This window comes from Microbacterium sp. B35-30 (assembly GCF_010634855.1).
Taxonomy (GTDB): domain Bacteria; phylum Actinomycetota; class Actinomycetes; order Actinomycetales; family Microbacteriaceae; genus Microbacterium.
Window position 1 is genome coordinate 86,194 of record NZ_MWLQ01000012.1, and the last position, 12,257, is coordinate 98,450.

Genomic DNA, 12,257 nt, shown 5'->3' on the forward strand with positions numbered 1-12,257 from the left:
TGAGTCACGGCCGGGCCTCATCGACGATGAGGCCCGGCCGTCGATCTTGATCCCGCTCGGTCAGCGCGGATCGTCTGCGACGGCACGAAGGACCCGCAGGTGGTCGCGGGCAGTGATCGCCGCACCCACGACCCCGGCATCCTCTCCGCACCGTGCCGAGAGGACGAACGGGCGTCGATGGAACGAGAGCAGCTGATCCAGCTGCGACCGCAGCGGACCGATCAGAGCCTCACCGGCCTGCGCGAGGCCACCGCCCACGACGATCGCGTGCGGGGCGAACGCCGCAACCAGGCGGGCGATACCTTGCGCGAGCGCCGTCACCGCATCAGCCCAGACCGCCGCAGCGAGTCGGTCGCCGCGCTGCGCGGCGTCGAGCACCTCGCGCGCTCCGCGAACCGGGTGTCCGGAGGCGGCCGCGTAGCGGCGGACGATAGAGGATGCCGAGGCGATGGTCTCGAGGCATCCCACCGCTCCGCATGGGCAGCGCTCTCCCGCGGGGTCCGCGACGGCGTGTCCGATCTCACCGGCGTACCCGCCTCCCGAATAGGGGACTCCGTCGATGACGAGTGCGCCGCAGACCCCGGTGCCGATGGCGACGACGACCGCCGACGCGTGTCCGTACGCGGCGCCGATGCGACTCTCGGCGAGCGCCGCGGCTCGCACATCGTGCCGCACGGCGACCGGGAGGCCGAGCTCGTCCTCGAGGAGCTGCCGAAGGGGCACGTCCTGCCAGCCCAGGTTCGACGCGTACCGGACCACACCGCTCGACTCGTCGACGAGGCCCGGCACACCCACGCCGACGGACCGCAGCCGCAGTGCGAAGCCGTCTCTCCCGCCGTGCGCGCGTGCGAGCTCGGCGATCGTGGCGACCACCGCCTCAGCTCCTCGCGGGGTCGGGGTTCGTCGGACCGCATCGATGCGACCGTCACGGTCGACCGCCGTGGATTTGATGTGGGTGCCGCCGATGTCGAATGCGAGCACGGCGTCGCCCCCGCCGAGAAGTCGGACGGGCGGTGCGGAGCTGCGGGACATGGGGAGTCCTTCGTTCGGTGCCGCCGATCGACGCGCGACCGGGTGGCGGGGTCAGGCGGTGATGGCGAAGCGCTCGGGCGCGAGCTCGTGAGCGAGCGGGCGACCTGTGGTCAGCCGGCGCAGTTCTTCCAGGACCGAGCCGGCCAGCCGGCCGAGCTCGGTGCCGAGCGATCCCGCGATGTGTGGCGTCAGCAGCACGCGGTCGGACGTGTACAGCGGATGGCCGGGCGGAAGCACCTCGGGAACCGTGACGTCGAGCACGGCGTACAGTTCGCGATCGACGACGCGCGCGGTCAGCGCATCCTGATCGATGATCTCGCCGCGTGCCGTGTTGATGAGCGTCGCGCCGTGACGCAGCAGCGCGATGCGCCGTGCGTCGATCATGTTGTCGGTCGCCGGCAGCGACGGGGCATGGACGGACACGACATCCGAGCTGGCGAGGAGCTCGTCGAGCTCGAGGGATGCGACGCCCAGGGTCGCGGCATCCATCTCAGAGAGGAAGGGGTCGTACACGACGACCTCCAGGGAGTACGAACGCAGCAGTTCGAGTACCCGGCGTCCGATCGTCGAGGCGCCGACGATGCCCACGCGCTTGCGGAAGTTGCCCATGTCGGGGAAGTCGGCGTCCGGCTGCACGTCGTCCTGCAGCTCGCGATAGCGGGCGGCGACCGGAAGCACGGCCTTGTTGGCGAGGACGATCATCGCGACGGTGTACTCGGCGACGGGGATCGCGTTGGCGACGGCGGCCGAGCTCACTCGGATCCCGCGTGCCAGCACGTCCTCGGTGAGGTACGGCTTGACCGATCCGGCCGAGTGCAGGATCGCCTCCAGTTTCGGCGTGGCCGCGAGCATGTCGGCATCGATCTCGGGCGCTCCCCAGCCGGTCACCAGCACATCGACCTCCGCGAGCGTGCGGCGTGCGGCATCCGACCGGAACTCGTGCAGGAATCCGGCGACATCGGCGACCTCGGCGAACTCGGCCACGCGCTCCGGCGGGTACATGCGGGGCCGCACCGACTCTGACATCGCGAACGCGATCCGCTTGCGAGCGCTCACTTGACACTCCCCGCCGACAGGCCCGACCGCCAGAAGCGCTGCAGCAGGACGAACGCGATCACCAGAGGCAGGATCGAGATGAACGACCCGGCGATCACCAGCGTCGAGAACTCGGGGTTCTGCTGCACCTGGCTCTGCCACAGGGCGATGCCGACGCTCGAGGGGAAGAGGTCGCGGTTCTGCAGCATGATGAGCGGCAGCATGAAGTTGTTCCAGATGCCCACGAACTGGAAGAGGGCGATGGTCACGAAGCCCGGCGTCAGCATGGGCAGTCCGATCCGCAGGAACGTGCGCACCGTGCCGGCACCGTCGACGCGGGCCGCCTCGAGGGTCTCGTCGGGGATGTAGCCGGCGCTGAACACACGTGCGAGGTAGACGCTGAACGGGTTGCAGAGCGTGGGGATGACGACGGCCCAGATCGTGTTGGTGAGACCGACAGAGGCCGCGAGCAGGTACAGCGGGATCACCGTGGCGGTGTTCGGGATGAGCACGCCCACCAGCACCAGGCCGTACCACGTGCCCTTGCCGCGGAACTCGAACTTGTCGAACGCGTACCCGGCCATCAGGGCGATGAACCCGCCGACGACGGCGCCGACGCCGGCATAGAGGATGCTGTTGACGAGCCAGCGCACGAAGATGCCGCCGTCCTGCGTGAACAGCTGCTCCATGTTCGCCAGGAACGCGCCGCCGAACGCGAACACTTCGCCCGAGTAGAGGCCGGTCGCGTCCTTCGTCGCCGCGAACACGAGCCACAGCAGCGGCAGGATCATGTAGGCGCAGCCGACCAGCAGCAGCCCGTTGACCCCCGCGATCGCGGGGAGGCGGCGGAGGATCTTCTTGCGGGTCCGCGGCGGTTCGGCCTGCGCGCGGACGGGAGCGGATCCCGCGGTCTGTGCCGCCGGCGGCGTGGCGAGTACGGCGCTCATCGCGTGCGCTCCTTCGACGTGAATCGGGTGACGGCCCACGACAGCAGACCTGCCAGGAGCGCGAGGATGATCGAGGCAGCGGCGGCCTGCGGCAGGTTGTTGCGGTTGAAGGCGGCGTCGTAGGCCCACATGTTCGGGACCCACGTGCTCGTGACCGCGGTCGTCGCCGACGACAGGATCTTGGGCTCGGTGAACAGCTGCAGCGAGCCGATGACGGTGAACAGCAGCGCGACGCCGAGCGCCGGCCACACCAGCGGAGTCTTGATCGAGAAGGCGGTGCGGATCTCTCCGGCGCCGTCGACGCGGGCGGCTTCGAGAACCTCGCGCGGCACCGTCTGGAGGGCGGTGAACAGGATGATGACGTTGTAGCCCGCCCACTCCCACACCGCGATGTTCACCATCGAGGGGAGCACGAGCTGCACCGAGAGGAAGTCGATCTCTATCCCGCCGGCGGCGAGCGCCTTGACGATCGGGCTCACACCCGGGGTGTAGAGGTACGCCCAGATGAGGGCGGCGATCACTCCGGGAACGGCGTGGGGGAGGAAGAGCAGAAGCTGGAACGCCCGCCGGGCGTAGGTGACGGCGGCGTCCAGCAGCAGCGCGAGCACCAGCGCTGTGATCAGCAGCGTCGGCACGTAGAGCAGGCAGTAGATCGCGAGGCGTCCGAAGCCTTCGAGGAAGGCACGGTCCGACAGCACGGCGAGGTAGTTGCCGATGCCGACGAAGTCGACGGTCGCATCGCCGAAGCCGAGCCCGCTGCGCTTCTCGGCGAACAGGCTCAGGCCGATCGCGTAAACGACGGGGGCGATCATGGTGACCGCGAAGAGGGTGAAGAACGGGATCAGGAAGATCGCCGCGGATCGGCCGCCCGTACCCGGGATGCTGCGCCGGCGGGTCGCTGAGCGGCCGGAGCGAATCTGGAGCGACATGTGCGCAACCCTTCGAGAGGGGGCCCCGGCCGGGCGGGCTCGCCCGACCGGGGCCCTGCGGGACTACTCGGAGATCTCGAGGCCGAGCGACGTCAGACCGTCGACCGTCGCGGCCTGGGTCTGCTCGAGCGCGTCGGTGAGCGTCGGGGCGGTGGCCACGGCATCCTTCAGCGCGGTGCTGGTGATGTCGTAACTCGGTCCCCACGCCCACGGACCGAGGTTCTCGGACGCGTCGTCGAAGACGGCGTAGATGTCGTTCGCGTAGTAGTCGACCGGAGCGACGGATGCCGCGACCTCGTTGAGACCCGGATACGCGAGGTAGGCGGTGCCCACGGCGCCGCGCGCCTCGACAGCCTCCGGTGTCGTCGTCAGCCACTCCAGGAAGACGGCGGCGGCCGCGGCGTTCTCGGTGTTCTCGGTGATCGCGAAGCTCGTGCCGCCGCTCAGGGCGCCGCTGGGCTCGCCGTCCCATGTCGGGGGGACTGCGGCGATCCACTTGCCGGCCTGGCCCGCACCCTCGGTACGGGTCTTGAGTCCGGATGCGCTCCAGGAGCCGCCGACCCACCCGTTGATGACACCGCTGCCGAGATCGGCGGTCCACTCATCGCTGAAGCCGAGCTGCGCCTTGACGAGGTCCTCGTCGATGAGGCGCTGCCAGTAATCGGCCACCTCCACCGACGCGTCTCCGTCGATCGCGACCTTCCAGCGGTCGTCGTCGACGCTGAACCACTGGGCGCCGGCCTGCCATGACAAGGGCGCCAGCTGCGGCTCGTTGGTGAAGAAGCTCGTCAGGTATGCGTCCGGGTTCACGGCCTTGACGGCGCGCGCGGCGTCCTCGAACTCGTCCCACGTGGTCGGGACCTCGACACCCGCGGCGTCGAGCACGTCCTGGCGGTACCACATCACGAGCGGCGGTGCGTCGTACGGCAGCGCGTAGGACGCATCGGCGAAGCTGACGAGTTCGCGCACCTGCGGGTCGTACGCCTCGAGCACGTCCTTCGCGACGAGGTCGTCGACCGCGACGAGCTGGTCCGAGGCGACGAAGCCCGGGAGCCGGTCGTACTCGATGCCCGCGACGTCCGGGCCGGTGCCCGATTCGATCGCGGCGGAGAGCTTGGTGTATCCGCCGTTCGCGCCGTTCGGGATCTCTTCGAACGTGACGGTGATGTCCTCCTGGCTCGCGTTGAACGCCGCGGCCACGTCGGCCATGCCGCTCAGCGACGACCAGAACGTGACCTCGCCGGTGACGGGGCCGGAAGGAGTGGATGCCGAGGGCTCGGGGGCGGTGGACGAGCAGCCGGCGATGAGCGCGCCGGCGCTCAGCAGCGCGGCGGCGGCGACTGTGGTTCGACGCAGGGACATGATCGGGTTCTCCTTTGAATCTTCAAACCTGTGCGAACCGATCCTGCGCCGCTGCGGCGCCTCAGCCAAGCGAAATGCGCTCAAACGCACAAAGGCGCACATCTCTTCACGTGCGCACGGTGGAGTCCCGCACGACGAGGCTGGGCAGCAGAGTCATCCGCACGATCGTGTGCGGTGCGCCCTCCGGCTGACGGAGGCGGTCCACGCACAGCCGCACAGCCGCATGGCCGAGCTCATGCTTCGGAGGCGCGACAGCCGTAAGGGGTACGGCGGCCAGCGCCGAGATCTCGTCGTCGTAGGCGACGACCGCGAAGTCGTCGGGGATGCGCAGCCCTCGCTCGATGACCAGATCGGTGAGAGCCATCGAGTCCGCGTCACCCAGGATCACGGCGGCGGTGACCTCCTGCTCGATGCAGTCGTCGAGCAGGGCGTCCAGCTCGGCGATCGTCACGTTCTCGCCGATGCGCGGGGTGGTCAAGTCGCGGCGCAGCGCATAGCCGTCACCGTTCAGCCGACGCATCGCGCGGTCGAAGCCGTCGTGGAGGCTCGCCACCGTCGCCGCGGGCCTGGCGGCCAGCGCGATCCGCCGGTGGCCCTGATCCATGAGGTGGCGCACCGCCATCTCCGCGCCGTAGACGTGGTCGGAGCGCACCCACTCGAACCGCCCCGCGGTGCTCTCCTCGACGGAGCGCTCGACGAGCACGACCGGGATCCGCGCGGATTCCAGCAGGTCGCGCAGAGGCGAGACCTCGTCCCGGATGGAGTCGTGCGGCGTGATCATCAACGCGTCCACGCCCCCGGCGATCAGCCGCTCGGCCTGGCGCAGCTCCTCCGCCGGCGAATAGTTTGTCGCACCCACCACGAGCCGGCAGTTGAGCTCGCGCGCCGCTTGGCTGGCGCCCCGGATGACCTCCGGGAAGTAGTAGTTCGCGGTCGGCACGATCATGCCGATCGTCGCCACCGGCCGAGTGACTGCCGGTACCCGATCCGCTCCTGCGCGCTCCTGCTGCGCGGCCACCGCGGGTGAGGTGGCGCCGCCGTGGACGCGGACCACGAGGCCTCGCTGCTCGAGTTCGAGCAGGTCCCGGCGCAGCGTCATCGCCGAGACGCCGAGGCGTCGCGCGAATCCGGCGTTCTCGAGCGACCCGCGCAGCTCCAGTTCACGCAGGATCGCGTCGTGGCGTGCGGCTGCGACCATGTTCGGCTCCGGTCCATTTCTCATCGGTGCGAACGAACGAACGCACAAATGCGAACGTAGCAGATCGTGGTGCGCCGCCGAAGGGGCCCAGCTCGTACTCAGGCGTGGCGGTCGAGGAAGTCGTAGACCTCGTTGTCGTCCACGCCGGGGAAGGCGCCGCGGGGGAGTGGCGAGAACATCTGCATGTGCACGCGCGCGCTCGGCCAGGCCTTGCCCGACCAGCGCTCCGAGACGTCGGAGGCGACGCGGCGGCAGCATGACTCGTCGGGGCAGGTGGAGGTGGCGCGCTTCTGCGTCTCGCGTCCGCGGAACCACCGCGCGTCATCGAACGGCACGCCCACGGTGATGGAGAATTCGCCGTCGGACGTGCTGCCCGTCTGAGTGGAGCACCAGAACGTGCCGGCAGGGGTGTCGGTGTACTGGTAGTGCTCGGTGGTGCGGTTCTGCTCAGAGAAGGCGGCCCGCGCCGAGAACCTGCGGCAGGCGATCTGCCCGTCGACAGCGCCGGTCACGTCCATCGGCAGCGGCAGGTCGTCGTTCTCGTACACGCGGGTGATCGCGCCGGACCCGTCGACCCGGAGGAAGTGCAGACGGATGCCGAGATGCTGCGTGGCGAGGTTCGTCAGCCGCATCCCCGCCGCCTCGTGGGTCACGCCGAACGCGTCGCGGAAGTCCTCGACGGCGAGGTTGCGGTCCTTCTTCGCCTGCTGCAGGAACGCGACCGACGCGGTCTCGGGCATGAGGCAGCACGCGGCGTAGTAGTTGATCTCGAGGCGCTGCTGCAGGAAGTCGGCGTAGTCGGTGGGCCGCTTGTGGCCGAGCAGGCGGTGCGCCATCGCCTGCAGGGCCATCGACCGCAGGCCGTGACCGCCGGGGATGGATGCCGGGGGCAGATAGATGCGGCCGTGCTCGAGGTCGGTCACCGAGCGGGTCGAGTGCGGCAGGTCGTTGACGTAGAGGAGCTCGAAGCCCAGCTTCTCGGCCATGATGCTGACGGTGCGGTGCGTGAGGGCGCCCGAGACGTGCCCGGCCGCCTTCAGCTGCTTCTCGGCGAGCTTCTCGATGTCGGGCAGGTAGTTGTCGCGCTCGCGCATCATGAGCCGCAACTCGGTGTTGGCCCGACGCGCCTCTTCCGGAGTGGCTATCGCCTCGCGCTCTCGGCGCTGCAGCTCACGGTGCAGGCCCAGGATGGACTCGATCGTGTCGTCGCTCATGCCCTTCGACACCTTGATCGGCGGGACGCCGAGCTGACGGAAAACCGAGCTGGTCTGCGCCCGCTCGAGCTCGATCTCGAGCGCCGCACGACGATTGGGCGGCTCGGTCGACAGCAGGTCGCCGACATCCACGCCGGTCGCCGTCGCGATCCCCTGCAGGAGCGAGAGCTTCGGCTCGCGCTTGCCGTTCTCGATGAGGCTGAGCTGGCTCCCTGCGACGCCGACCACCGCTCCCAGCTCATCCAGCGTGTAGCCATGGGCGAGACGCTGATGACGGATGCGGTGGCCCAGGGTCGACAGTTCCAGGGAGGTCGGCGGCATTCCTTGATGCTAGCGAAAGAATCGCAACTCTTGACACCGGATTTCGTGGGAAGAGGCATCCATCACGGTCGAAAGTAGAGGAAGAGCACGAATCTGCATCGTCGAAACCATCTGACGGTCGAATCAACGAGGAGCGACACCATGGCCCTTGCCGACATCTTCACCCGGACCGAAGGCTCTGGACCCGCACGTCCCACCGCCGCCCCCAGCGGCACCGTGCGGACGTATGGCGAACTGCCGACCGTTCAGGGCGAGGGTATGGTCGCACTGCGCGCCTGGGTCGACGAGATCGCCGCGCTCACCCGTCCCGCGCGCGTGCACTGGGTGGAGGGCTCTCGCGCCGAGAACGACGCCCTGCTGCGCGAGATGGTCGACGAGGGCAAGCTCATCAAGCTCAACCCCGAGTGGCGCCCCGGCTCCTACCTCGCGCGCTCGCACCCCAGCGACGTCGCCCGCACCGAGGCGCGCACCTTCATCGCCTCCGAGCGCGAAGAGGACGCCGGCCCCACCAACAACTGGGCCGCGCCCGACGAGATCCGCGCCACGATCACGCCGCTGTTCGAGGGGTCGATGGTCGGCCGCACGATGTACGTCGTGCCGTTCTCGATGGGCCCGGTCGGCGGTCCGCTGTCGCACATCGGCGTTCAGGTCACCGACAGCGCCTACGCCGTCACCTCGATCGGCATCATGACGCGCGTGGGCACCGAGGTGCTGCGCGAGATCGCCGGCGGCGCCCCGTGGGTCAAGACGGTGCATTCCGTCGGCGCCCCGCTGCAGCCGGGGGAGAAGGATGTCGCGTGGCCGTGCAACGACGAGAAGTACATCGTGCACTTCCCCGACACCCTCGAGGTCTGGTCGTACGGATCGGGCTACGGGGGCAACGCGATCCTCGCCAAGAAGTGCTTCGCCCTGCGTATCGCGTCAGTGATCGGCCGCAACGAGGGGTGGTTGGCCGAGCACATGCTGCTCATCCGGGTGATCGACCCCGCTGGGCGCGCCTACCACCTCGCCGCGGCGTTCCCGTCGGCGTGCGGCAAGACGAACCTCGCGATGCTCCGCCCGACGATTCCCGGCTGGCGCGTCGAGACCCTCGGCGACGACATCGCGTGGCTTCGTCCGGGTGAGGACGGCCGCCTGTGGGCGATCAACCCCGAGGCGGGCTTCTTCGGCGTCGCGCCGGGCACCGGCGCCTCCACCAACGTGACGGCGGTCGAGACGCTCTGGGGCAACACGATCTTCACGAACGTCGCGCTCCGGCCCGACGGCGATGTCTGGTGGGAAGGGCTCACCGACGAGCCGCCGGCAGAGCTCACCGACTGGGAGGGCAAGCCGTGGACGCCGGCATCCGGTCGTCCCGCCGCCCACCCGAACTCGCGGTTCACCGTCGCCGCCGCGCAGTGCCCCCAGATCGCCGACGACTGGGACGCCCCGCAGGGCGTGCCGCTCGACGCCATCCTGTTCGGCGGGCGGCGCGCCACCAACGTGCCGCTCGTCGTCGAGGCGACCGACTGGACGCACGGCGTGTTCATGGGCTCGAACGTGTCGTCCGAGCGCACCGCCGCCGCCGAGGGCACCGTCGGAGAGCTCCGCCGCGACCCGTTCGCGATGCTGCCCTTCTGCGGCTACAACATGGCCGACTACTTCGCCCACTGGCTCAAGGTCGGGCAGAAGCTGCGGTTCGATCGTGCGCCCCGGGTCTTCCAGGTGAACTGGTTCCGCAAGGGCTCGGACGGGCGCTTCCTGTGGCCCGGCTTCGGCGACAACTCGCGCGTGATCGACTGGATCATCCGGCGCATCGAGGGCGAGGTCGGCGCCGTCGAGAGCCCGATCGGCCGCCTGCCGCGCACGGAGGACCTCGACATCTCGGACCTGGACGTCTCGCAGGACGACCTCGACGAGCTGTTCGCGGTCGACCCGCAGCTGTGGCTGCAGGAGGCCGACCTCACCGAGGAGTTCTACCGCACCTTCGAGGGACGCGTTCCGGCCCCGCTGTGGGCCGAGCTCGCCGCCCTGCGCTACCGCCTGCAGCGCGCCTGATCCCAGACCGGCGCTCGCTTCGTCTTCTTGGCAGAACGGGCGGGCGCCTGCACGACCCGCGGTTTCTTCACACCGACCGGTCGCACCGGATGCCCCGGCCCCACCTGTGCGGGGCCGGGGCATCCTTCATCCGTCTGCCTCTCAGACCAGCAGCTGGTGCTTCGCGAGGTCGCGATAGAGCGGCGTGGTCTGCACGAGCTCCGAATGCGTGCCCTGCCCCACGACCTGGCCGTGATCCATCACGACGATGTGGTCGCTGTCGACGACGGTCGAGAGGCGATGCGCGATCACGATGAGCGTGCGGCCGGCGGCGACCGCGTCGATCGCCTCGCGCATGCGCTGCTCGTTGAGCCCGTCGAGCGACGAGGTCGACTCGTCGAGCAGCAGGATGGGGGGAGCGGCCAGCAGGGCCCGCGCGATCGCGAGGCGCTGGCGCTCGCCGCCCGAGAGCATGACGCCGGCCTCCCCGACGGGCGCATCCACGCCGAGCGGGTTGCGGTCGAGGACGTCGCCGAGATTCACGGCGCGCAGCACCGCCTCGCACTCGGAGTCGGATGCCTCGGGCGACGCCAGACGCAGATTGTCGCCGATCGTGCCGGCCAGCGTCGGGGCGTCCTGCTCGACATAGCCGAGCTGCGCGCGCAGCGCGTCGCGGTCGAACGCCCGCACGTCGGTGCCGTCCAGCAGGATCGCTCCGCCCGTCGGATCGTAGAAGCGCTCGATGAGCGCCAGGGTGGTGCTCTTTCCGGCGCCCGAGGGGCCGACGAGCGCGACGCGCGCGCCGCGCGGCACCGAGAACGACACGCCCCGCAGCACGCCGGCATCGGCGGAGACGGATGCCGCGGCATCCGTCCGTCCGTCGCCGTCCGCCGTCGCACCGGCGTCGCTGACGACGATGGCGGAGGTGTCGACGTGGGCGCTCTCGAGCACCGCGCGCGCCTCGGACTCGGCCTTGCGGCGCGCCTCGACGACGTTCTCGGGGTAGCGGAACCGCACATCGCGGAACTCGATCGCCGCCGCCGTGGCGGCGCCTGCCGGTCGCTGAGCCTGTCCAAGGGCCGACACAGCGGCGACCCGCGCGGCGACGGCGGCGTCGTCCTGCGACTCGGTCGGAAGGTCGAGCACCTCCTGGATGCGACCGAGGGCACCGAGCGCCTGGCTCACCGACGTGATGGCGCCGAAGAACGAGCCGAGCGGGGCGATGAGCATGAAGAGGAACATGATGAAGGTCACGAGGCTCGCGATCGAGAGCGCCCCGGTCGCGACACGGAAGCCGCCGAGGCCGATCACGACGAGCAGCGAGACCTGCAGCGCGATGCCGGCGATCGGCACGACGAGCGCCGACACCTTGGCGATGCGGACGCCCACGGTGTAGGCATCCGTCGCCTGCGCAGTGACCGACTCGACCTCGCGCTCCGTCGCACCGGACGCGCGCACGGTGCGGATCGACCCCACCGCGCGCTCGACGCCCGAGGCGAGTGCGCCCACCTTCTCCTGCTGCTCAGTGGACGCGGTGCGGATGCGGCCGCTCAGGGTCACGACTCCGAGCACCGAGATGCCGATCACGAGCACGATGATGCCCAGCAGCACCGGATCGATGAGCGCCATCATCACCAGAGCGCCGGCGAACAGCAGCGCGTTGCCGATGGAGTCTGCGAGGCCCTGGGTGAGCGCGGCGTAGAGGAGGGTGGTGTCGCTGCCGACCCGCGACACGATGTCGCCGGTGCGACGCGCGTCGAACTCGCTGATCGGGAGATGCAGGATGCGGGCGATGAGCCGGCGTCGGCTGGAATACACGACGGCGGTGCCCGTGCGCTGCAGCAGGTAGTGCTGCCAGCCCGAGATGAGCGACGAGAGCAGCACGAACCCGACGAGCGCCCAGATCAGCAGGCCGAGATCGAGGTTCTCCTGCACCCGCGTGATGACCTCGCCGACGAGCAGCGGCTGCACCAGCGACGTAGCCGCGCTCAGGATGCTGAGCACGACCACCACCGCGAGCGTGCGCTTGTGCTCGAAGAGGTACGGCAGCAGCTGCCCGAAGCTGGCGCGCGGACCCTCGTCGGGCTTGCCGCGACGCCCGCGGCCGCGCGGGGCGCGAGGGGGGGACGCCGCAGGTGGTGCGGCGGCGGGGGCTTCGTCGAGTTCGGCGGAGGGCATGGGTGTACCTCGTTCGTGAAAAGGG

The 12,257-nt window shown here is 69.8% G+C and carries 9 protein-coding genes; 1 reads left to right on the top strand and 8 read right to left on the bottom strand.

What is annotated here, in order from left to right; translation table 11 throughout:
- Nucleotides 1-60 precede the first annotated feature (60 nt).
- The 7 genes from B2K11_RS07375 to B2K11_RS07405 all read right to left on the bottom strand — a co-directional run bounded on the left by B2K11_RS07375 (nt 61) and on the right by B2K11_RS07405 (nt 8,038).
- Nucleotides 61-1,032 (bottom strand): ROK family protein, encoded by a 972-nt coding sequence (locus tag B2K11_RS07375; protein WP_163617622.1) that lies wholly within the window; start codon nt 1,030-1,032, stop codon nt 61-63.
- Between the two features lie 51 nt (nt 1,033-1,083).
- Nucleotides 1,084-2,088, bottom strand: a complete 1,005-nt coding sequence (locus B2K11_RS07380) for a hydroxyacid dehydrogenase (protein WP_239525822.1) — start codon at nt 2,086-2,088, stop codon at nt 1,084-1,086.
- Complete coding sequence (locus B2K11_RS07385) at nt 2,085-3,014, bottom strand: carbohydrate ABC transporter permease (RefSeq protein WP_163617623.1); 930 nt, start codon at nt 3,012-3,014, stop codon at nt 2,085-2,087. The genes B2K11_RS07380 and B2K11_RS07385 overlap by 4 nt, the downstream gene beginning before the upstream one ends.
- Nucleotides 3,011-3,943 (bottom strand): sugar ABC transporter permease, encoded by a 933-nt coding sequence (locus tag B2K11_RS07390; RefSeq protein WP_163617624.1) that lies wholly within the window; start codon nt 3,941-3,943, stop codon nt 3,011-3,013. The genes B2K11_RS07385 and B2K11_RS07390 overlap by 4 nt, the downstream gene beginning before the upstream one ends.
- Nucleotides 3,944-4,006: 63 nt before the next feature.
- Entirely contained in the window at nt 4,007-5,305 is a 1,299-nt protein-coding gene (locus B2K11_RS07395) for a sugar ABC transporter substrate-binding protein (protein WP_163617625.1), read from the bottom strand.
- Between the two features lie 106 nt (nt 5,306-5,411).
- Entirely contained in the window at nt 5,412-6,503 is a 1,092-nt protein-coding gene (locus B2K11_RS07400) for a substrate-binding domain-containing protein (RefSeq protein ID WP_163617626.1), read from the bottom strand.
- Between the two features lie 98 nt (nt 6,504-6,601).
- The gene (locus B2K11_RS07405; RefSeq protein ID WP_163617627.1) at nt 6,602-8,038 is read right to left on the bottom strand and encodes an XRE family transcriptional regulator; all 1,437 of its coding nucleotides are present in this window, start codon (nt 8,036-8,038) and stop codon (nt 6,602-6,604) included.
- 141 nt (nt 8,039-8,179) lie between these two features.
- On the opposite strand from B2K11_RS07405, the gene B2K11_RS07410 reads away from it, so the two are divergent.
- Entirely contained in the window at nt 8,180-10,075 is a 1,896-nt protein-coding gene (locus tag B2K11_RS07410; protein WP_163617628.1) for a phosphoenolpyruvate carboxykinase (GTP), read from the top strand.
- Nucleotides 10,076-10,216: 141 nt separating this feature from the next.
- Here the strand turns inward: B2K11_RS07410 and B2K11_RS07415 are convergent, their stop codons facing one another.
- Entirely contained in the window at nt 10,217-12,232 is a 2,016-nt protein-coding gene (locus B2K11_RS07415; RefSeq protein WP_163617629.1) for an ABC transporter ATP-binding protein, read from the bottom strand.
- Nucleotides 12,233-12,257 lie beyond the last annotated feature (25 nt).

Bases quoted from the DNA above. Each gene is read 5' to 3' on its own strand.
- B2K11_RS07405 (WP_163617627.1), bottom strand. From the start codon at position 8,038: ATGCCGCCGACCTCCCTGGAACTGTCGACCCTGGGCCACCGCATCCGT.
- B2K11_RS07415 (WP_163617629.1), bottom strand. From the start codon at position 12,232: ATGCCCTCCGCCGAACTCGACGAAGCCCCCGCCGCCGCACCACCTGCG.
- B2K11_RS07395 (WP_163617625.1), bottom strand. From the start codon at position 5,305: ATGTCCCTGCGTCGAACCACAGTCGCCGCCGCCGCGCTGCTGAGCGCC.
- B2K11_RS07410 (WP_163617628.1), top strand. From the start codon at position 8,180: ATGGCCCTTGCCGACATCTTCACCCGGACCGAAGGCTCTGGACCCGCA.
- B2K11_RS07385 (WP_163617623.1), bottom strand. From the start codon at position 3,014: ATGAGCGCCGTACTCGCCACGCCGCCGGCGGCACAGACCGCGGGATCC.
- B2K11_RS07390 (WP_163617624.1), bottom strand. From the start codon at position 3,943: ATGTCGCTCCAGATTCGCTCCGGCCGCTCAGCGACCCGCCGGCGCAGC.
- B2K11_RS07375 (WP_163617622.1), bottom strand. From the start codon at position 1,032: ATGTCCCGCAGCTCCGCACCGCCCGTCCGACTTCTCGGCGGGGGCGAC.
- B2K11_RS07400 (WP_163617626.1), bottom strand. From the start codon at position 6,503: ATGGTCGCAGCCGCACGCCACGACGCGATCCTGCGTGAACTGGAGCTG.